The 19,726-nt window shown below is 61.2% G+C and carries 18 protein-coding genes; 10 read left to right on the top strand and 8 right to left on the bottom strand.

Features of this window, described 5'->3' with window-relative positions; translation table 11 throughout:
• Positions 1-602: 602 nt before the first annotated feature.
• The 3 genes from KA419_14000 to KA419_13990 all read right to left on the bottom strand — a co-directional run bounded on the left by KA419_14000 (position 603) and on the right by KA419_13990 (position 1,632).
• Positions 603-797, bottom strand: coding sequence for a hypothetical protein (locus KA419_14000; GenBank protein MBP7867051.1), 195 nt, complete (start codon positions 795-797; stop codon positions 603-605).
• Positions 787-1,131: an integrase core domain-containing protein gene (locus KA419_13995; protein MBP7867050.1), complete on the bottom strand. Its 345-nt coding sequence runs from the start codon at positions 1,129-1,131 to the stop codon at positions 787-789. The genes KA419_14000 and KA419_13995 overlap by 11 nt, the downstream gene beginning before the upstream one ends.
• 96 nt (positions 1,132-1,227) lie before the next feature.
• Positions 1,228-1,632: a hypothetical protein gene (locus KA419_13990; GenBank protein ID MBP7867049.1), complete on the bottom strand. Its 405-nt coding sequence runs from the start codon at positions 1,630-1,632 to the stop codon at positions 1,228-1,230.
• A gap of 309 nt (positions 1,633-1,941) precedes the next feature.
• Between KA419_13990 and KA419_13985 the strand changes: the two genes are divergently transcribed.
• The 5 genes from KA419_13985 (at position 1,942) to KA419_13965 (ending at position 8,787) form a co-directional block, all read left to right on the top strand.
• A complete protein-coding gene (locus KA419_13985) occupies positions 1,942-3,267 on the top strand; it encodes an ATP-binding protein (protein ID MBP7867048.1) in 1,326 nt (441 codons plus the stop codon).
• A gap of 262 nt (positions 3,268-3,529) precedes the next feature.
• Positions 3,530-4,726, top strand: a complete 1,197-nt coding sequence (locus tag KA419_13980) for an ATP-binding protein (protein ID MBP7867047.1) — start codon at positions 3,530-3,532, stop codon at positions 4,724-4,726.
• A 201-nt stretch (positions 4,727-4,927) separates the two neighbouring features.
• A complete protein-coding gene (locus KA419_13975) occupies positions 4,928-6,112 on the top strand; it encodes an ATP-binding protein (GenBank protein ID MBP7867046.1) in 1,185 nt (394 codons plus the stop codon).
• Between the two features lie 96 nt (positions 6,113-6,208).
• A complete protein-coding gene (locus KA419_13970) occupies positions 6,209-7,555 on the top strand; it encodes a hypothetical protein (protein ID MBP7867045.1) in 1,347 nt (448 codons plus the stop codon).
• A 17-nt stretch (positions 7,556-7,572) separates the two neighbouring features.
• The gene (locus tag KA419_13965) at positions 7,573-8,787 is read left to right on the top strand and encodes a cytoplasmic protein (GenBank protein MBP7867044.1); all 1,215 of its coding nucleotides are present in this window, start codon (positions 7,573-7,575) and stop codon (positions 8,785-8,787) included.
• Between the two features lie 308 nt (positions 8,788-9,095).
• On the opposite strand, the gene KA419_13960 is transcribed toward KA419_13965, so the two are convergent.
• On the bottom strand, positions 9,096-10,229 hold the full coding sequence (locus KA419_13960; GenBank protein MBP7867043.1) for an ATP-binding protein: 1,134 nt from the start codon (positions 10,227-10,229) through the stop codon (positions 9,096-9,098).
• 1,090 nt (positions 10,230-11,319) lie between these two features.
• On the opposite strand from KA419_13960, the gene KA419_13955 reads away from it, so the two are divergent.
• From KA419_13955 to KA419_13945, 3 genes are all read left to right on the top strand, one after another.
• Positions 11,320-12,675, top strand: coding sequence for an SWIM zinc finger family protein (locus KA419_13955; GenBank protein MBP7867042.1), 1,356 nt, complete (start codon positions 11,320-11,322; stop codon positions 12,673-12,675).
• On the top strand, positions 12,668-13,369 hold the full coding sequence (locus KA419_13950) for a hypothetical protein (protein MBP7867041.1): 702 nt from the start codon (positions 12,668-12,670) through the stop codon (positions 13,367-13,369). Before KA419_13955 ends, KA419_13950 begins: the two co-directional genes overlap by 8 nt.
• A gap of 66 nt (positions 13,370-13,435) precedes the next feature.
• Positions 13,436-15,610 (top strand): hypothetical protein, encoded by a 2,175-nt coding sequence (locus KA419_13945; GenBank protein ID MBP7867040.1) that lies wholly within the window; start codon positions 13,436-13,438, stop codon positions 15,608-15,610.
• A gap of 460 nt (positions 15,611-16,070) precedes the next feature.
• On the opposite strand, the gene KA419_13940 is transcribed toward KA419_13945, so the two are convergent.
• The 4 genes from KA419_13940 to KA419_13925 all read right to left on the bottom strand — a co-directional run bounded on the left by KA419_13940 (position 16,071) and on the right by KA419_13925 (position 17,548).
• Complete coding sequence (locus KA419_13940) at positions 16,071-16,298, bottom strand: hypothetical protein (protein MBP7867039.1); 228 nt, start codon at positions 16,296-16,298, stop codon at positions 16,071-16,073.
• Positions 16,295-16,867, bottom strand: coding sequence for a zeta toxin family protein (locus KA419_13935; GenBank protein MBP7867038.1), 573 nt, complete (start codon positions 16,865-16,867; stop codon positions 16,295-16,297). The genes KA419_13940 and KA419_13935 overlap by 4 nt, the downstream gene beginning before the upstream one ends.
• A gap of 205 nt (positions 16,868-17,072) precedes the next feature.
• Positions 17,073-17,210: a hypothetical protein gene (locus KA419_13930; GenBank protein ID MBP7867037.1), complete on the bottom strand. Its 138-nt coding sequence runs from the start codon at positions 17,208-17,210 to the stop codon at positions 17,073-17,075.
• A 47-nt stretch (positions 17,211-17,257) separates the two neighbouring features.
• Positions 17,258-17,548, bottom strand: a complete 291-nt coding sequence (locus KA419_13925) for a hypothetical protein (protein ID MBP7867036.1) — start codon at positions 17,546-17,548, stop codon at positions 17,258-17,260.
• Positions 17,549-18,354: 806 nt separating this feature from the next.
• Between KA419_13925 and KA419_13920 the strand changes: the two genes are divergently transcribed.
• Together KA419_13920 and KA419_13915 are read left to right on the top strand one after the other, a co-directional pair.
• A complete protein-coding gene (locus KA419_13920; protein ID MBP7867035.1) occupies positions 18,355-19,005 on the top strand; it encodes a hypothetical protein in 651 nt (216 codons plus the stop codon).
• 99 nt (positions 19,006-19,104) lie between these two features.
• Positions 19,105-19,719 carry a DUF4143 domain-containing protein gene (locus KA419_13915; protein MBP7867034.1) on the top strand — a complete coding sequence of 205 codons (615 nt, stop codon included), beginning with the start codon at positions 19,105-19,107 and terminating at the stop codon, positions 19,717-19,719.
• Positions 19,720-19,726: the final 7 nt, after the last annotated feature.

The following is a 19,726-nucleotide window of genomic DNA, read 5'->3' as shown; positions in this document are numbered from 1 at the left end:
CGTGGGGTGGTGAACGAGCGTGCGGACGAAAGCAGGATAGACGGAATCCGGTTGCAGATCAAGCCAGATCCGGTCTCCCCGGCAAAGCGGACCCTCCCCGCGGCCGAAGCCCCCGACGAGCCCGCAGCGAACGATCCTTTTGTTCGACAGATATCAAAAGGGTTACACCTACCATCACGATGTCTGACTGATTTCGCTGCCGTAAGATAGCACCTGGCACCAAATCCTCTCTGCCAATTCCTGTTTTTCGCGGACGGTTCAGCAGTAGGAAGTCGATTACATCGAGGAATCTGGCGGAGCATTCTCCGCATATGAGTTCAAATGGAGTCCGCGCAAGAAGGTCCGCTTCCCGAAAAGTTTCCTGAATGGTTACCCCGGCAGCTCCACCCGGGTCATCCATCCGGAAAACCTCCAGGACTTCATCCTCTGGCCGGAGGAATGAAACGGTGTTGATTTCCGCCCTGAAATCCCGCATGTGTCCAGGGGTATTTTACCAGAGATCGGCCATGGAAGGATCACTGGCGCTTGAGTGATCATCGGGTTCATGCTTCATCGAGTCCGGCAGTTGATCGTCCAGGGCATGATCGTCCGCGACGGGCTCGTCAGGGGCATGATCGACCGGGTCGGGATCGACCGGGTCGGGACCGTCGGGAGCGGGCCAGGAGTTCGCCGGCCGTGCGCAGGAAGGACTGGTCGCGGGGACTCAGGAAAGGCTCCGGCAGGGGGCGGGTGTCGGCGAAGGGGTGATGGCTCCAGCCGAAGAACTCGGCAAGGGAGGGGGTGTTTTCAGTTTTCATGGCGGTCCTCCGGGCAGGGCCGGGAAGCGGGGTGGTCGAAACGGCGGGCGTTTTGGGCGCGGTCGAGGGGGCGGGCGAGCCGCTGGTCGTCGCCGTAGAAGACGCGGGAGAGGTCCCAGGGGAGGAAGTGGACGGTGGTGCGGCCGAGGGGCGTGGCTTTCAGAGAAGCGTGGAGGGTCTGGTGGTACTCGACCAACCAGCGGGCGAAGGCCGGGTTGATCTCCTCCAGGGTTCTGAAGCGGTGGACGTCGAGGAACTGCATCCTCACGGTGCCGAAGAAGCGTTCGATCTTGCCGCGTCCCTGGGGCGGGCGTCTGACCGCTGAGTTGGCCAAACGCACCGGCAAGGAACGTTGGCACGGTTTGCGCGTCCTGGCCGCCGGTCACACCGCCCTGGCCCTGCCTGAAACCCGGCCGCCCTATATCGCGATTTAAAGCGAACCCTGCAGGCCACGCACTGGCACTGCGCCACTCCGGACACCTTCGAGCAGGAACGGGTGGCTCACCTGACGACCGTCTGTCTGATTCGCTTGGCCATGCTGGAAGCCGCCGGTCTGGCTCACACGCAGGCCGCCCGCCTGAGTTTCGCTGCAGCCGCTTGATCCCGTAGCTTCCGCACCCGGCCCGGACGGGTGATTCAGCCCCCTTCCACCAAGAAACCCGCATGGCAGTGGCCGCTCGGGCGCGGCAGAATCCGCCTTTCGGTGCAGGGAATTGAACTCCGGCGCAACCAACTGCAAAAACACAACATAAAATTTCTTCAAAATAAAAATGCCGGGAAAAATGCCACAAAATGCTCCGAGGTGAAAAAAACCGGAACGGAAGGACGAAGTCAACCGGACTCCCCATCGGGTGAATTTCCACCCCGATCCTGACGGTCAAAGTCCTCCGCCCCGGATCGCAGGGCCGGTCCGGAAGGGCCCGCCCATTGTCCTTTCGTCGGGCACCCCGGCGGAGCGATTCATACCCTGCGCCAGGCATGATGCGCTTTCCGCTTCGGCGTCTTCCTTCTCAACGAGTCCAACCTTCTCATCCTGGATGGCTTGTGTGTATTACCCTGCATTTTAGCCAAAAGTTGGCTGAAATAGGTTTGTTTTTCAGCCAAACAAAGGCTAAAATACCCCCAGACCAACAGGAGAGAGGCGATGGACAGAGACGTCGAGAAAGTGCTCAAGGCCTGGAAGGACGAGGACGGGCGGAAGCCGCTGCTCCTCCGGGGCGCACGGCAGGTGGGAAAAACGTTCACGGTGATGAAGTTCGGTCGCGAGCACTTCGAGAACTTGCTGGAAGTCAACTTCGAACGTCAGCCGGAGATGGCCCGCGCCTTCGAGTCCCCCGATCCGGAGCGGATCGTCCGGACCCTCGAAATCCTCACCGGCGAACCCCTCCGGCCGGGCGCCTCCCTTCTCTTCCTCGACGAGATCCAGCGATGCCCGGCCGCGCTCACAGCGTTGCGGTATTTCCGCGAGAGGGCCCCCGAACGGCATGTCCTGGCGGCAGGCTCCCTGGTGGATTTCAGCCTCCGGGCCCCGGAATTGAGCATGCCGGTGGGGCGGGTCCAGTACCTCCACATGTTCCCGATGCGCTTCGGCGAATTCCTGGCGGCCGTGGGCAAGACGTCCCTCCGGGACTACCTGGAGCGTGTGACCCTCCGGGAGGGTATCGAGCCCCCCCTTCACGACGAACTCTCCCGTCAGTTCAAAACCTACCTCCTGACCGGCGGGATGCCCGAGGCCGTCCGGGTGTACCTGGATCAGGGCAGCCCGGTGGCGGTCCGGAGGGTCCACGCCTCGCTCCTGCAGACCTTCCGGGATGACTTCGGCAAGTACGCCGGCCCGACCCGGCTCGAGCACCTCCAGAAAGTCTTTCTCAAGGCCCCCGGCCTTGTCGGACAACGGTTCCGTTACGTCGACGTCAGCCGGGACGACCGATCGCGGGAGTTGAAGGCGGCCCTGGAGATGCTCGAGCATGCCCGGGTGGTGACACGCATCCGGGCGACGTCGGGGCACGGTCTGCCCCTCGAGGTGCACGCGGACGAGGAAAAATTCAAGATCCTGTTTCTGGACGTTGGCCTGATGCAGCACGCCTGCGGCCTGGATCACCGGATCGCCCTGTCTGACGACGTCCTGTCCATCCAGGCGGGGGCAGTGGCCGAGCAATGGGTCGGCCAGGAGATGCTGGCCACGGAAGACCCCTACGAAGACCGGAAGCTGTTCTTCTGGGCGAGGGACTGCCGGGGCAGCCAGGCGGAAGTGGATTACCTGTTCCCGTACGGGGGCCGGGCCTTCCCCGTCGAGGTGAAAGCCGGCAAGACCGGCCGGCTCAGGAGCCTGAAGCTCTACCGGGAGGAGCACGCCTGCCCGTTGGGGGTCCGCTTTTCCAACCTCCCGCTGTCCCTTCACGACGGGGTCCTTTCCATCCCCCTGTACGCGGTTGCTCCGATGCCGCGATGGCTCGACGAGGCACTCTGACCGTTTCTCGGGGCTTGAGGCTGATTCGGGACGATCGCCGGCCTAAAATGTACGTGGTGTCGTACAAAATCCATGCTGATGGATTTCTGTCCTGTACAACCGACAAATTTACCTCGACCGGAATCGCCCGGCGTTTTCTGCCTGACGGGCTCTTGGTTGGAAGGCGGCAACGATGTGGCCGGCCTTTCCAGCATCGTGTCACAAATTATGCAATTCAGAATTTTGATTTGCGTTTTTCATGCTTTCGCGATAACCTGAACGCATGATCACCCGAGACCTCACCGCCGAGTTGACCCAGGCCGCCGACGAGTATCCCGTCACCACGATCCTGGGGCCCCGCCAGGCGGGAAAGACGACCCTGGCCCGGACGACCTTCCCCGGCAAGCCGTACCTCTCCCTGGAGGACCCGGACGTCCGGATGGCGGCACAGGCCGACCCGCGCGGCTTTCTCGGCCGGCAGGACACCGCCGTGCTGGACGAAATCCAGCGGCTCCCGGTCCTGCTCTCCTACCTCCAGGGCATGGTGGACCAGGATCCCCGCCGGGGGCGTTTCATCCTCACCGGCAGTCATCAACTGCGCCTCCACGAGGCGATCACCCAGTCCCTGGCGGGTCGGACCGCCATGCTGACCCTCTGGCCCTTCTCCTGTCGGGAGCTGCGCCGATACCCGGCGGCCCTGGACCCCTTCGACCTGGTCGTCCGGGGCTGCTTCCCCCGCCTGCACGAGGAAGGGCTCGAACCCCGCCGGTTCTACAACGGCTATCTCCAGACCTATGTCGAACGCGACGTCCGGGCCATGATCAACCTGCGCGACCTTCTGCAGTTCCAGACCTTCCTCGTGCTTCTGGCGGGGCGGGTCGGGCAGATCGTGAACCTGGCCTCCCTGTCCGGCGACGTGGGGGTTTCGGCGACGACCCTCCGCAACTGGGTCTCGGTCTTGAAGGCGTCTTACGTCGTGTTCGAGTTGCCCCCCTTCTTCGAGAACATCCGCCGCCGGTTGGTCAAGTCCCCGAAGATCTACTTCACGGACGTCGGCCTGGCGGCCTTCCTGCTGGGGATTCACACGGCGGAGCAGGCGGCCCGGGACCCCCTGCGCGGCAACCTGTACGAGAACCTCGTGGTGGCCGATATCGTGAAGGGCGCCCTGAACCGGGGGATTCGGCCGGAGCTTTACTTCTTCAGGGATTCCAACGGCGCCGAGGTCGACCTGATCATCCGGGAGAACGGGGCGCTGACGCCCGTCGAGATCAAGTCCGCCGCCACCTTCACCCCCGATTTCGTCCGGGTTCTGGAACGTTTCCCTTCGTTCGGCGCCCGGGGGAGCCGCTCCGGAGTGGTCCTTTACAACGGGGCGCAACGGTTCGAGGTCCGGGGAATCCGCGCCTTCAACCCGATTGAAGCCGACGACCTCTGGGCGGAGCTGACCACCCCCCCGGGAGACGGCCGGAACGGTAACTGATGGGCATCGAAAAGAAGGCGAAGTCCGGGTCCTCCGGGCCCATGACTTCCCCGCACAAGTCACCGCGGCGCCGGCCGCGTTGTTGACCCGGAGCTCGGGCGCGTCGTCCATCACGACAAAGGCTGAGACGATTGAGTATTTTTACTCAATCATTGAGTAAAAATAGTTGAATGGAATAAAGTTTTTTGATACAAAGTGGTTATGAGCTACAAACGACCCTTGCAGGCTACCCTCCTGACCGAACTTTTACGACCGGCCCCGGTCATTCATGTCCTGATCGGTCCCCGCCAGGTGGGAAAAACCACCATTGCCCGACAGATTCAGGAAGCCATCGGCATCCCGGGTATCTATGCCACCGCTGACAGCCCGGTGCCCCTCGACGCAGCCTGGATCGAAACCCAGTGGCGCCGCGCGGTCACCGAGGCAACCCGTTCCGGCACACCGGTCCTGCTGATTCTCGATGAACTGCAAAAAGTGCGCGGCTGGAGCGAAACCCTCAAACTCCTCTGGGACAACCGGGCTCCCACGCTGGATATCCGGGTACTGATTCTTGGCTCCTCCGCCCTTCTCATGCAGGAAGGTTTGACCGAAAGCCTTTCGGGAAGGTTCTTTCTGCACCGCTGCAGTCATTGGGGGTATCCGGAAGTCCAAGCTGCCTTTGGCTGGAACCTGGAACAGTGGATCTACTTCGGCGCTTATCCGGGCGCCGCCGTCTTCACCGGTGACGAAACCACCTGGAAACGCTATATTTCCGATTCCCTGATTGAAACCGTTCTGGCCCGCGATGTGCTCCAGATGAGCAAGGTCGCCAAGCCGGTGCTGCTGCGTCATCTCTTTGCCCTTGCCGCCACGCTTCCCGCCCAATGTGTCTCCTACACCAAGATGCTGAGCCAGCTCCACGACGCCGGCAACACCACCACCCTGGCCCATTACTTGAAACTGCTCGAAGCCGCTTTTTTAGCCAGTGGTCTGGAGCTGTTTTCGCAGGGGGTGCAGCGCAAACGGGGGAGCAGCCCCAAGCTGGTGCTCTGGAACAATGCACTGGTGAACGCTCTCTCCACGCAGAGCTTTGCCGGCTCGCTCGCGGACACGGCCTGGTGGGGCCGACTGGTGGAGAATGCCGTGGGGGCGCATCTGTGTAATAGCCTCATTTCGGTGGAATACTCGGTTACCTATTGGCGGGAGGGAAATTACGAAGTCGATTACGTGGTCTCCCGTGGCCGCGAGGTCTGGGCGATCGAGGTAAAAAGCGGCAGCAGCGGCAAAGCGTCAGGGCTGAACCGCTTCCGCACCCGCTATCCGGTGGCTGAAGCCCTGCTGGTGGGTGCCCAGGGGATTCCGCTGGCGGAGTTTTTCTCTAAACCGGCGGGAGCGTGGTTGGTATAACCTCCGGGTGTCAGCGGGAAGGTGGCTTCCTTCTCTCTTGACTTCGCTCGTCTTCACGCCTATTTTCCGCCTATGACCAAGGAGAGGTGAGATTCAATGCCCCGCAAACCGGACCCCCTCGAATCGGAGATCGAACGGGCCTTTCGCCCGGGCGCCTATGTTGAGGACCGTGCCTGCCTGTCGTTCGTGACCGGACTCGAGGCGGTCAACGCCCTGATCGCCCCGCTCATCGGCAGCGACCCTTCGCGAGCGACCGCTCTCCTGGAGACCTTCATCGCCGCGTGCTGCGAGAAGGCCGAGGAAATCGACGACTCGACCGGCTGGTTCGGCCAGTTCATCGAGGATCTTTGCTGCAGTTGGGTCGAGGCCCGCCAGGCCGCCGGCGCCGACGCGCGCGAGACGGCGCGCAGCCTGCTGGCCTGGATGGACCACGACGCCTACGGTTTCTTTTACGGCCTCGAGCGGTACGTCGAGGCGGTGATGGACAAAGAGAACCGGTCCGCCCTGGTGCAGGCGATCAGGGACAGGTTCGACGCCGCGGCGCGACCGGCCTCCCCGGCGAAAGGGGCCCGGTTCGGCAACCCGGAGGCCGACCGCCGCCGCTGGGGTGAAGCCCTGCGGGTCCTCTACGCCGCCCAGAAAGCGGCAACAGCCTATGAGGCTCTGGCCGCGGAAACCGGCCTCACCGTCCCGGATTGCCAGGTCCTCGCCTCGTTGTGGGCCGGCCGGAACCAACCCCGGAAAGCCCTGGCCTGGATCGAGCGCGGGATCGAACTGGACCGGCAGACGGCGCGCGGAATGGACGGGCATTACATGGCCATGTTCAGGCGCGAACTGCTGATCAAGCTCGGGCGTGGCGAGGAGGCCCTCGAAGAGGCCTGGGGCGACTATCGCGAGCGACCGGGCAAATACACTTACGACGAGCTGATGAAGTTTGTGCCCAAGGCCGAGCGCCCTCAATGGCACGCGAAAGCCATCGAGGCGTCCGGAAAGGCTGACCTTGATTCGGCCATGGAGCTCTTCCTGGCGACCGGGGAGACGGAACGGCTCGCCGAACGGGTGCTTAAGGCCAATGACGAGGAACTGGAAAGCTTGAGCCACTACACCACCGAACCTGCCGCCAGGGTGCTTGAAAAGACCCGACCCGACCTCGGCGCCCGGCTTTGGCGTGCCCAGGGGATGCGGATCGTCAAAGCCGGGAAGAGCAAGTACTACGCCGCCGCCCTGTCGAACTTCGAGCGCGCGAAGCGCTGTTATGAACAGGCCGGACTCGCGGCCGATTGGCAGAGGACCGTGGACCGGGTCCGGGCGGACCATGCGCGCAAGACCGGATTCATGCCCGGTTTCGAGCGCCTGGCGGCCGGCAGGGGACCCGGCGGGGAACCGTCCTTTCTCAAGCGGGCGAAGGCGCATTGGGATGATCGCCAAAGGAGGAGAAAATGAATAAAGACCTTCAGGATATGGACTGGGAACCGGCCGACCTGGACCGCCTGATCGAAGAGATTGCGACCGATGCCGACGGCGAAGACGAACAACTCCGGGCTTTCCTTTGCGCCATAAACGACGAGGACGGCCTCCCGGGAGAGGGTTGCGTCATGGGCGAACACGTCTCGGTGATGGCTATCGACTACGACGGCCATCCCCGGCGCGGCCTGACGGCGCGGTGCCGGCGCGCGGACGGTTCCGAGCACGCCGTTGCGGCCTCGGAGGTGGTCATGGCTCCTGACCTCCCCGGCGCGAAGGTGCTGGCCGCCTACCGCCGTTGGCTGGGGCTTGATCCCCTGCCCAAGCCCGCCCCCGCCCCTATCCGTCCCCGGCCGCAGCCCAAGGTCGGCTTGGGAGACCTCGACTTGAGCCGCCCGGTCGAGCTCGTCGTCCTGGCGGTCAAGCAGCAAACCGTCCGGTGCCGGCCCGTCGGCGATGATCGTGTCATCACCATACGGCCGAGCGGTTGGGTGGAGGTCGCCCCAGGCGAGATCGCCGTGATCAAGCCGCGCAAGCAGTGGCGCTACGCCGGCCATCCGTACCTGTCGGGTGAAATCGAGTCCGTGCGGCTCGACATCCCAGCGCTGGGCCTCGTGCCGCTCCAACTCGAAAGCCGGGAAGAGTGGACCCCCGAGGAGCATTACTGGGGCGAACCGGAGGACCCGATCGAGGAATGGGCCAAACCGATCATCGCGCGAGGGCCTCGTCCCTCGTTCGAGATGGAGCAGGTCCTGCCGGGTCACGACCCGAGCGACCCCGACTCCGACCCGATCTGCCGGTCCAACGACCTCTGGGAGGCCGGAGACCATGCGGCCGCTTACAAGATCCTGATGGGGCTCTGCCTGGCCGACCTGCGCTGCCTGGACGCTCATGCCCACCTGGGCAATTTCGTCTTCCAACACAGCCCCCAAGAGGCCATCCGCCACTTCGAGGCCGGCGTCCGCATCGGCGAGCTCTCCCTCGCCCCGGATTTCGACGGCCTGCTGCAATGGCTCCACATCGACAACCGGCCCTATCTGCGCTGTCTGAAGGGCTACGGCCTGTGCTTGTGGCGGCTCCGGCGATTCGAGGAAGCCGGGCAGGTCTTCGAACGGATGCTTTGGCTCAACCCCGCCGACAACCAGGGCGTACGCGCCTTAATCGACGCTGTCGGTTCAAGGATGGACTGGGAGAGAGCGTCACCGCGATGAAGTCATTTTCAGAATAGACGTTTGGGAGTGAAACCACTGAGATCCTATGAAATGACTTGCCTTTGGCAGATATGGGCCTTATGCTGCACACATTTTTCCGATGAGGCGCATTTGATTGTCCCGAAAAGGGTAAGACCATGCCCCAACGAGATCTCGCCCCCCTGCTTCGCGTCTACAATCCCTGGTGGGACGACCTCGCCGGACCCTGGCGGAAGGATGTGCCTTCCTTCCGGTGGAGGTCAAGCATCGCATGTCCACCGCTTCTTCCTTGATGATCAGGTGTTGTGCTGCCTGCCGGAGCAACCGTTTCATTCCTCCGGCCAGAGGATGAAGTCCTGGAGGTTTTCCAGGTGGATGACCCGGGTGGCGCTGCCGGGGTAACCATTCAGGAAAGTTTTCGGGAAGCGGACCTTCTTTCGCGGACTCCATTTGAACTCGTATGCGGAGAATGCTCCGCCGGATTCCTCGATGTAATCGACTTCCTGCTGCTGCACCGTCCGCCAAAAATAGGAATTGGCCAGGTGCCGATGATAATTGAGCAGTTTGATTCGCTCGCTGATCAGGAAGTTTTCGAACAGAGGCCCCCTATCGGTCCGCATTTCGAAGGGATTGAAGTTGTTGATGACGGCATTGCGGATGCCGTTGTCCCAGAAATAGATCTTTTTCCCCTTCTTGATCTCGTTGCGTACATTCCCGCTCAGCGCCGGCAAACGGAAAACCACGAAGGCCTTCTCCAGCAAGTCGATATAGCGTTCCACCGTTTCCTTGTCAGCCCCGATCAGCTGGGCGATTTCGTTGTAGGACACCTCACTGCCCAATTGCAGGGCCAGGGCCCGGACCAGTTTCTCCAGCAAGGCGGGCCGCTTGAGTTTCTCCAGGGTGAACAGGTCCTTGTACAAATAACTGTCACTGAGAAGTTTCAAAATTCCTGTCTCTTCGCCCGGTCGCGAAACAACTTCCGGATAGTATCCGAACACCAGGCGATGTTCCAGGGAGCGCCTCTCATCGATAAAGTCGGTCTGCCGGCTCAACTCCTCGAACGAGAGGGGAAGGAGCAGGAATTCGACCTTCCGGCCGGTCAGCGGTTCTTTGATTTCGCTGGAGAGATCCAATGCCGACGAACCGGTGGCAATGACCTGGACATCCCGGATCTGGTCGGTGATGAGTTTGAGGGTCAAGCCGATATTCCGGATGCGCTGGGCTTCGTCGATGATGATCACTTTTTTTGAACCGAAGAGCTGCTTCAGCCGGGTGGAGGTGACGGTATCCAGGAGTTGCCGGATGTCGGGCTCGTCTCCGTTCAGCCAGAGCACATCGGTGCGTGTCGAGGTCATCATTTCACAGAGCGTGGTCTTGCCTGTCTGTCGCGGTCCGAACAGGAGAATCGCCTTGCCCTTGAACAGTTGCTCCACGATGTTTTGTTGTAGGGTTCGTTTGATCATGGAAAAAGTATATAGCCAAGAAAAAGCGTTTGCAACCGAAAATTATTATTATATTCATCGACTTGAATCGAGAAAACTGATTGTTTGCTATTGAAGGACGAGGAAATAACGATAAGGAATTCAAGACCTCCGTTCCAGAGCGCCCCAGATCGCCACGGCCGCCCGGATGGGTGAGACGTTGTCACGTATCACCGCCTTGAAGACCCCATAGTCGAGCGAGGAGGCCCGGGGCTTCGCCGGGATGCGAACGGGATGGTGTCCTCGTTGGGGAAGAATGAGGCCGGTGGGTTGCTTTTCGTTTCAAAGGAATCCAAGAGGCCGACGTAGCAGAACGGGTGCTCGTACTTCTGGCAAAAACACACAACAAAACGCAAGAAATCGAACGATACGTGGACAAGGCAGAAGACCTGTACGAGCAACAAGGACGGGGTAGTGATCTAAAAAGGGTGGTGATTCGTGAACTCCGAATTTTGCTCCGGCGCTGAGAAGCGAGTATCCATCAGAGCTTTGGAGTAGGGATAGGGTAGCTGCGGCAGGTCAACATAGGGTCTTTTCACTTCCGCTTCGACCACCCATTCCTTTGTCTGCAAGGTAGGCAAAGGTTTCTTGCGTTTGACTTGCTCGGCCAATCCTTAAGCCGTTTTAGGCTCTTGCACCAGTTCCAAATTGAACGACCTAAGAGCTGTGGATAGAAAGCGAGACCACCCGGCGGCCGAGCAGGGAGCGGGCCACCCGTTTTTTCAGAACAGGGCAGGTTCGACCGGGGGGGTGAAGGGGAAGGTGCGCCCGGCCGCTTTTGAAATCCGCGAAAGAAGATGTTTTCCCCTGCGGCCTTCACCATTGGCTGAGGCCGCAGGGGGGAACATTGAAAAAAGTCCACCCCGCACCGGATTTGCAGCAGCCTCCAGGGCGCGAGGGGCATGACGAGGTCCTTCGTGAGGCGGAGACGCTCTATGTCGCGGCGTGAAGACAGCATCACGCTTCGCCAGATGCTTGATCGTCGTTCCTGACGCCGGAACAGCGAAGACACCCGGTCCAAACCTTCCCATGCCGATTTGAAAACCGGCGCGGATTGGGATATTATTCACCCATGTCAGCCCAACCTGAATATCTCTACCGCTACAACCGTCCCTCGAGCTTTTCCGTGGACCGTCAGGGGCCCCGCCTTGTGCTGGCCACTTGCGGCGGAACAGCGGAAAACCATAGATTTTTCGCCGGAAGGGTGCTCGCCCCCCGTCTCTTTGCCGAACTGCTGCTGACCGTCGCCCGGACTGCCCGCACACGGTTCCACATTCCCCCGGCCATGCTGGAAAAAATTCTGGCTCTTGCCGACCCGGTGGTCACCTCGGATATGGGCCACCTGCGGTTCGAAGCCTTCTCGGGGTGTGCCGGGGCCTATGTGCGAGCGGACTTTCCCCATTCACTCTTCGATGGAGAACACACGGGCAAAGGGACGACCAACGTTGATTTCAATCCGGAGATGCGTGCGTCCTTGGCCACTGTCCGCGACCATGAACCGCTCAACCTGGCAGTGGGACCGCGTGAGGTGGAGATCGCCACGCCGAACGTCACGGTGACCGAACGCAAGGTCAAGCTACCCAGTCGGTGGCTCAAAGCCTTTCTCGAAGTACAGGCTTATCAGGCCCGCATGAAGAAGGCCGCCGAACTTTCCGGCGTTCATGTCTCCCGCTTTTTCCAGAACCTCCCCAAACAGAAAGTGAAAGGACCGATGTTCCTGGCACCGTCGGGTTCGTCTCTTCGGATCAGTCACCTGAAATCCCCCGGTGCCATTCCCGTGGGCGGGCTCGAAAGACTCAGGCTCCTGGACATGGCCGCGAGGGGTGCCCAAGGCATGGCCATCTACTCGGAAGCTTCCGGTGCCATCGCGTTTGAGCTTGCCTTCAAGGAACAGGCAAGCCTCACCCTCGTGCTGAGCCCGGATGTGTGGCGGGGCTTTTCTGGAGAGGGTCAGGCCCTGGAAATTCTTGCCGAAGGGGAACGATTCCCGGGATTTGAGCGAATAAAGGCCAGTCTGGCGTGGCAAGGAGTGATCGACGTGAACGAAACCGCCACCCGGCATGCCCTCGCGCCGGACCTGGTCCTCCGGGGATTTGCGCTTCTGGCGTCCACCGGCAAGGTGGGATATTCCCTGGCCGCCGGTTCCTATTTTCACAGGGAATTGCCCTATGATTTTTCGGAGGTCCTCCGGCTGAACCCTCGCCTTCTGGAAGCGCGCAAACTGGCCGGGTCGGGAGAGATCCGGATAACCCGGGGAACCGGAGGCGAGATCGAGGCATGGGTCCCGGGGACCGGTGTGAAACACCGGGTCCGCTCGGCAGAAGGCGGATACCGGTGCACCTGCCCCTGGTTCTCCCGTCACCAGGGCCAGCGGGGTCCCTGCAAACACATACTGGCTGTCCAGATCACGGAGGGGCAGGATGAGTGACCCGGAACTGTCCCGTTTGATCCTGTCGGCGGACCTCCCGTCTTGCGTGGAGTTCTTCCGTGAAATGTCGGAGACGGAACGTCGGAAGCTCGCGAAAACCGCCCTGGCTGAGTGGAGCTCACTGCACAAGAGATTTTGGAGCCTGAAGTACGGGAATGGAGAAAAGAACACGGCCTGCACCAGGGAAAATCTGGATGCAGCCGCCCTGTGCGTGATCGCCACGGCCTCGGTGGCCGAGATGGCGGCAATCCGCTTCGACTGTTTCTGGGCGGATTCGGAAAAGGCCCTCCAGATGCTGGGCCACCGTCGGCCCCCATGGCTCCAGGACCTGGCCGACACCCTGGCCGCAGATCCAAACAAATGGCAATACGTCTGGTCAATGGCAAGGGCCGGACTCTGCCTCCTCCCCGACAGCGACGGCTCCATCACAGGGATGATCCATACCCTTGCCCTGCGGTGGCGAGACAGCTCCATCGACTCGGCTTTCCGGGAATCCTTGGTGCTCCTCGGCAGGGTGCACAGGCTTTTTGAAGTCGAGGGCATCGGCGAGAACAGTCTCGCGGCGTGTGACAAGTACATGCCGGAGGATAAGTCGTGGTCGAATGCCCTTTGCTCCCTGTGCGCCGATGGGCTCTTGGCCCGCGAAAAGCTCTTGGATGATAGCCTTCGGGCGCTCAACATGGATTTCGCGTAATTCAGGGCCGGGTGGTTTTCCCGGTTCCACGAGGCGCTCTCACCCACGCCCGAGGAACGCGGAAGGTTGGTCCATCGATATCTGGCCCTGTTGTCGAGCCCCATTCCGCCGACGGTAGCGTTCGCCCTGAAAGCGCTCGACATTATCCAGAAGCACGGCCAATTGGATGCAGGTGAGTATTTCGACGGCGCCTTTCCGGCCTTGCGGATGGAGGCCAAGGCCACGGTCAAACTCGCCCTCGATATCGCCCTCCGATGTCTGAAGCAGAAAGATCAGGCCGTTGTCCGGGATCTCCAGGTCCAGGTCGTGGAAATGGCCGCCGAAGCGATGGCAAGCGCGAATGCCGGTATCCAGGAGATCGCGCTCGAGATGATGTTCAAACTGGCGAAAGGGGGGGCGTTAGATACGGTTCTACATCGTCTGGCGACGGTCATTGATTCACTCTCGCCTTCGGTGCAGAAGCGCGCGGCGCTTTGGATGGTGGAAACCTCACCGGGAGAGGCTCGGGCTGGAAACCCAACCATCTTGGAATCACCCGTACCCGGCGATCTGGTTTCACACGCAAGCGCGATTTCGACTGACTTTCGGCAGGAGGCGAAGCTTGCCGAACTCGACGAGGCGATCGCCGCACTCCGGGAGCGCCGGCTGCCGCGTGCCATCACCCATTGGAGGACACCCTTCCCTTTCCCCGACCTTTCCCGAAAAGTAGAGGCCATCCCGGACCTGGAAACCCTGGTTGAGCAGTGCGCGGCGATGATTGAAGACCCCTCAGACGTGATCCGCACCGAACGGGTCCTCGACGGCATCAGCCGGTTGTGCGGGGAACGGCCCCGGGATTTCGCCGCCATGACCGGCCCCCTGCTCAAACGGCTGGAAAAGCTATGCCATCCGTATTCCGGAGAACTCCTTCCCTTTGTCCGCTGCTGGATAAACGGAGAGACCCCTTCGTTCCTGAGGCAACAGAGTCCCGAACAAACCGCGTTCGGATCGAGATTGGGTGTCCACCCGTTGTATGCCCTCCGGTTGTATCAAGTGGCAAAGAGGGTTGTCTCGAGAGAAATCCGGCCACTCGTGAGTTTCCCCACACATGAGTGCGGAATCATCGATCCCACCGAACTGGTCGATCGCCTGGCGACAGGACCTGCCGTGTGGGAGAAAGACTCCGCGGACATCACTCTCGCGTTACTGAGAATGGCCCCTTGGGGAAGAGTCGAGGCAAGGCGGGAGGCGGGACAGATCCCCGGGGAAATCGGGGATGCACTGAGGTACGCACTCGGTATGGAGGGAGTGGAAATCGGGAACATCCCCGGGCTCTGGTACGCGGCCTGCAGGGCACGGTCCCCCCTGGAGGATGATTCGAGGGTAGAAAGAAGATTCCCCGGTGGAGGCCCGTTCGCCGGACGGGCGGGAAGAACGGCCCTCGAGGTACGCACCCGGGTGAGTGCCCCCTACACTTTCTACGATCTCGAGGTGAAAACCGACCCCGCCGCGGGGCAGGACCAACTGGACGTGAACCCTCTCGCGGCTTTCTGCTTCTCACCGCCGGCCGGAGTCGACAACATCCGTCTGGAAAACCTGCTCTGGCCCGGTAACCGGGAGCCTTTCTTTTCGATGGCGGCAAGGGCCATCGCGGCAAATCTGGATTGGTGGGAGGCGAGATGGGACAACATCGCTTTCCTGGAACCTCTACTCGAACCCGATGCCCCGGTTGGGGAAAATGGGCTCGCCCTCGTGGTGATGGGCCTCTCCGCCAAGGACCCCCGTGAAAGCGCCCTGGCCACCGACGCGATCGTGGCGGGAATCTGCGACGGACGGATTGATGGTCTGAATCTGGGAAAATCCCTTGCTCGATACCTCAAAACTGGGCTCGCCCGGCCCCCGCGATGGGCCAAGGTTCTGCAGCAGGCAGCGAAGATATCGACCTTGCATGCCTTGACGATCGCGCGCAGCCTCGAGATCTGCCTTGGCGTGCCCAGGTCCATGCATCCCAAGGGCAGCGATAAACTGCTTCAACTTCTGCTCGAGCTTCTGTGCGCCGAAGGGGCGGTCGTCGCGCATGAAACCCGACAGGGTTTGGCCGGCTACACGGGCAACTCCCTGTCGGCTAAATATGCCCGGAGCATCCTGGGGCTCTCCGAGACGGAAGACCGTGAACGAAAGGTTGCGGAAGCCGCTGCATTGGCCCTCGAGGGCCGTCTCGACAGAGTCCGGCGATGGGCGGGAATACTGGCGGCTCAGTGAGCTCTCTCGGGAGTTCAGCGAACAGGCTTCCGGAGCACCCAACGGTCGTCAACTACATCGGAAAGCGGAATTCCCTTACGTCATTCGCTATTCGCGAATAGAATATGGTCATGATTCTAAACCGCAGGATGTTGTCATTCTTTTAAAACTCATCGTTCGGGGTCCATTGCCCTGGTCTTACGGTTCCCTCGCCCAGGAACTGGTCATGAGCCCCTCGGAGGTCCATGGCGGCCTGAAGCGGGCGATGGCGGCCAGGCTCTACGACCCTCAGAGGCAGCCTGACGCGATGCCGCACTCTGCGAACTTCTCGCTCTGGTGGACGCTTTGAGGGAAGGCCGGGCGCGCGAGCGGGAACTGGCGGAGAAACTACTCCGGGAGAAACTGGAGGCCAGCCTGTGAAATCGAGCCGGGCCAATCTCCCATCAGGCCAGGCGCCAGGCCACGGAGTGTCTTTCGTTCCCTACCCTTCTGGAGCGCAAGGGTGCACCTTCGGGGCCTGTTTGTTGATCGAGTCTTCCTTTATCTCAGAAATGATGATCTCTTCCGGTGGCACCTCGACCACTTTTCCGTCCTTCCAGACATAGATCGGTCGCCCAGCCTTTTTATGCTCGGCTTGCGCCCGGGCAGCACCGCGGCGGACTCCCAGGTCGATCTTTCTGAATAACTCCTGCTTTTCACTCGCTTTCATCGTATCATCTCCTGAATTGAGGCCCAAGTGGGCTCATCACGGATCGTCAATGCTTCCTCCACGGAACCCAGGGCGACCAGGCGGGGCTCGAACCCTGAATTGTCATACAAGGTCCATGAATCGGCAATAGGAATGTAGCGATTGAAAAAATTCATCAAGCCAGTCCGATATCGTCTCCTGATTAATTCTTCCGGAACATGGTGCCCCCCGTCCATCACCCTTGAAGCTACGCGCCGGAGGGCCAGTTCCGGACTCATCAACCAGAGATAAAGGAGGTTAACCGAATATCCATCCCGTTTCCGCTCCTGCAGAAACGATACGAACATTCGGGAAGCCATTGTCGTTTCGAACGCAAAATCCTTTCGATGCTGGGCAAGCCACTCAATTCTTCGCACCATGAGCCGACCCGCCGTGATGGCCACCGTGCCTGGAGCGAAGGGGGACAACCCTGCCGCGATAGCATCGGCATTCACGTATTCCTCGCATTGGAGCAGTTCCGGCAGCAGTGTCATGGCCGACGTTGTCTTACCGGCCCCGTTCGGGCCTCCAATCAGATAGATTTGGGGCACAGAGATACCTCCGATTGTCCTTCTTTCGTGTTATTGATCCCCTGCCTCTTCAAAAGCTCGCCGATCTGATGGAGTAATCTTCCCACAGATTCATTGAGGACGCAATACTCGGGATCTTGATTATTAAACGAAAATGGGCGCCCATTCGACCGCGCTCCCTCTCTCAGAGGCCTCAGGCTGTTTCCCGGAAAACAAAGTGTAAACGTTAATAATGCTTTGGCTCAAACAGGTACAGCTTCCGCTTCACCTCCACCTCGCTCTCCCCGGCCATGGCCCGGGCGGCGGCGCAGCGGGCCATCCACAGGACGTCCCACAGGCGGGCGTCGTTCGCGTTCATGTTCATGGTTTTCCTCCTTTCCGCGTGGTCCGGATGCGCGGCCCCCGAGGTGTTCATTCCTCGCCGAAACAGCCGTAGTCCTCGTCCGTCCCCCAGCCGGCGGAGGCCAGGGCGGAGGAGACGTCGAAGTCGTCGTTCCATTCCGGCTCCGAGAAGGTGAAGTCCGGGTCCTCCGGGACCATGACCTCCCAGCACAGGTCGCAGCGGCGCTGCCCGCCGTTGCTGACCCACAGCCAGGGGGCGTCGTCCATGACGCCGCAGCGCGGGCAGCGCAGGAGAACGGCCTCCTCGCCGTCGATGGATGAAGTGATCTCGTCGCCGTAGAATTCATCTCCCGAGTACATGGAAACCTCCGTGATTGGTTTTGACCGCCTTGGCGAAAAACATTGTTTCCCCCTGCGGCCTTCACCGTGGGCTGAGGCCGCAGGGGGGAACATTGAAAAAAGTCCACCCCGCACCGGAGCCGCAACGGCCGCCCGGAGGCAAGGGGCATGACGGGGGCCGGAGCAAGCGAAGACCCCTGGCGTGACCCTTGGCGCGGTCGCCGGCGACGGCGCGAACGGCGCCCGGAACCGACGAAGCCCCGGCCGCGCAGGCGGCACGGGGCGTGACGGACGGGACCGGAGGACGGAAAGCGAAGCGGAGCTGCTGAGAGGGATAATGGGAGGGGACCCGAGCCCGGGCGGGGAGGGAGTCGCTTATGCTCGCCGCCCCAGGCCGGAGCCCGGCCGGAGGGAAAGGTCCGGCGCGACCCGTGCGCCGGGGGGAGGAGGGCCGGGCCACCGTTGACGCCGGCGGAGCCCGCCCGGATCCGGGCAGGCGCGACGAGTGACGGAAAAAACTGGTGCCAGGAGCGCGCGAAGGGCGGGTGGAGCCGGAGTGTCCGGCAAGCCTGGAAGCGAGGCCGCCCGTCGGCCGATCCGGAAGCGGGCCTGTGGTTCTCACGCCTACGGGGTCCAAGGGGACGGCTATTCCCCTGGTGTGGGCCCGGTTATAGAATCTGAGGTTGAAGGCGATGGGCATCATTTCGGGGAATCCCGAATAGGGTGATTGACAGGCAGAACTCGTTTCAGCATAGTATGTCGAAAATCTGTCGACATACTATGCTGTAATATGATATATGTCCGCAAAGGAGAGGATGCGATTTTTTATGATACTGGAGCTACGCAAGCGCATATCCACCGAGGAGTTTGACTATCAGGCACTTCTCGACTGCCTGCGCGGCTATGAGCGTCCGCGAGATAAGATCACCGCCCTGCTGCGCCAAGGCGTCATCGTGCGCATTAAAAAGGGCATCTATGTCTTCGGCCCAGCTTACGCCCGCCGCCCGTATTCCCGTGAGATCCTCGCGAACATGATCTACGGCCCCTCCTATGTCTCTCTGGACTATGCCCTGCATTACCATGGTCTGATCCCCGAGCGGGTTGAGACCCTCACCTCCGTGTCCTACGGACGCAGCCGCCGCTTTCAAACCCCGGCCGGGCTATTCACCTACAGCATGACGCCGTCAGCCGCTTATCAGGAGGGCATTGACCGGGTCGCTCTCGATCAGGGTGCATTTCTCATCGCCACCCCGGAAAAGGCCCTTTGCGACAAAATCCACCATGATCGCGGCGCTGGCTTGCACAGCCAGGCCGAGATCCATTCTTATCTGGTTGAGAATCTGCGCATCGATGACCAAGCCCTGGCCGAATTCAACGCAAAGGCAATCGATACCATCGCGGAGCGCTGTCGTTCCCGGAAAATGCGTCTGTTGGGCGGACTGGTCCGAAACCTCAGTCGGCGATTGGGCAAGGCATGATAATGCCGGCAACAATCGAAAAGTCTCTCCAGATCAATTCGCGACTCTTCTGTTTATCCTCGGCGGGACGCCGATGCCGCATCTCGGAGGTCATTGAAGATGAATGAAGCCGTACGTCAGATGCTTGCGCGATTTGAGGCGCATACAGTCGAGGACAGTGTGCGCGCATTGCGGGAGATCCTTCAGGAACTGGCGTGGCTGTGCGATTGCGGCCTGCTGCACCGGATCCACCGGTTGTCCGCTCCCTCCATCCCCATCAAAGCGTACGAGGATACGGGCGCCTTCAAGCTCTTCCTGGTGGACGTGGGGCTCCTGGGTGCGATGGGTGAGCTCGATCCCCGGACGCTGCTGGACGGCAACCGCCTTTTCTCGGAGTTCAAGGGTGCCCTGACGGAACAATTCGTGATGCAACAATTGACCTCGATGGACAACCCGCCGCCGTTGTATTACTGGTCGTCGGATTCCGGCAACGCCGAAGTGGATTTTGTCGCCCAGTTCGGCGGCGACGTGATCCCCCTCGAGGTGAAAGCGGGGGAGAACCTGCAGGCGAAAAGCCTGAAAGTCTATACTCAAAAGTTCCGGCCGGCCCTGGCGGTCAGGACCTCCCTGTCGGACTACCGCGCGGAGGGACCGCTGGTGAATGTTCCCCTCTACGCCCTGTCGGAGCTGCCGAAGATCATCGGGGGTCTCCCGGGGGATGCTCTTTCACGGTGAGGACCGT

It is taken from the genome of Acidobacteriota bacterium (genome assembly GCA_018001935.1).
Lineage (GTDB): Bacteria > Acidobacteriota > JAAYUB01 > JAAYUB01 > JAAYUB01 > JAGNHB01.
Note: the sequence above shows the minus strand (reverse complement) of the source record. Positions and strands in the feature narration are given on the sequence as shown.

What these genes read in the sequence shown, in the direction of transcription:
- KA419_14000 (MBP7867051.1), bottom strand. Translation starts at nt 797, where the DNA reads ATGAAAACTGAAAACACCCCCTCCCTTGCCGAGTTCTTCGGCTGGAGC.
- KA419_13985 (MBP7867048.1), top strand. Translation starts at nt 1,942, where the DNA reads ATGGACAGAGACGTCGAGAAAGTGCTCAAGGCCTGGAAGGACGAGGAC.
- KA419_13980 (MBP7867047.1), top strand. Translation starts at nt 3,530, where the DNA reads ATGATCACCCGAGACCTCACCGCCGAGTTGACCCAGGCCGCCGACGAG.
- KA419_13975 (MBP7867046.1), top strand. Translation starts at nt 4,928, where the DNA reads ATGAGCTACAAACGACCCTTGCAGGCTACCCTCCTGACCGAACTTTTA.
- KA419_13970 (MBP7867045.1), top strand. Translation starts at nt 6,209, where the DNA reads ATGCCCCGCAAACCGGACCCCCTCGAATCGGAGATCGAACGGGCCTTT.
- KA419_13965 (MBP7867044.1), top strand. Translation starts at nt 7,573, where the DNA reads ATGGACTGGGAACCGGCCGACCTGGACCGCCTGATCGAAGAGATTGCG.
- KA419_13960 (MBP7867043.1), bottom strand. Translation starts at nt 10,229, where the DNA reads ATGATCAAACGAACCCTACAACAAAACATCGTGGAGCAACTGTTCAAG.
- KA419_13955 (MBP7867042.1), top strand. Translation starts at nt 11,320, where the DNA reads ATGTCAGCCCAACCTGAATATCTCTACCGCTACAACCGTCCCTCGAGC.
- KA419_13950 (MBP7867041.1), top strand. Translation starts at nt 12,668, where the DNA reads ATGAGTGACCCGGAACTGTCCCGTTTGATCCTGTCGGCGGACCTCCCG.
- KA419_13940 (MBP7867039.1), bottom strand. Translation starts at nt 16,298, where the DNA reads ATGAAAGCGAGTGAAAAGCAGGAGTTATTCAGAAAGATCGACCTGGGA.
- KA419_13930 (MBP7867037.1), bottom strand. Translation starts at nt 17,210, where the DNA reads ATGAACATGAACGCGAACGACGCCCGCCTGTGGGACGTCCTGTGGATG.
- KA419_13925 (MBP7867036.1), bottom strand. Translation starts at nt 17,548, where the DNA reads ATGTACTCGGGAGATGAATTCTACGGCGACGAGATCACTTCATCCATC.
- KA419_13920 (MBP7867035.1), top strand. Translation starts at nt 18,355, where the DNA reads ATGATACTGGAGCTACGCAAGCGCATATCCACCGAGGAGTTTGACTAT.
- KA419_13915 (MBP7867034.1), top strand. Translation starts at nt 19,105, where the DNA reads ATGAATGAAGCCGTACGTCAGATGCTTGCGCGATTTGAGGCGCATACA.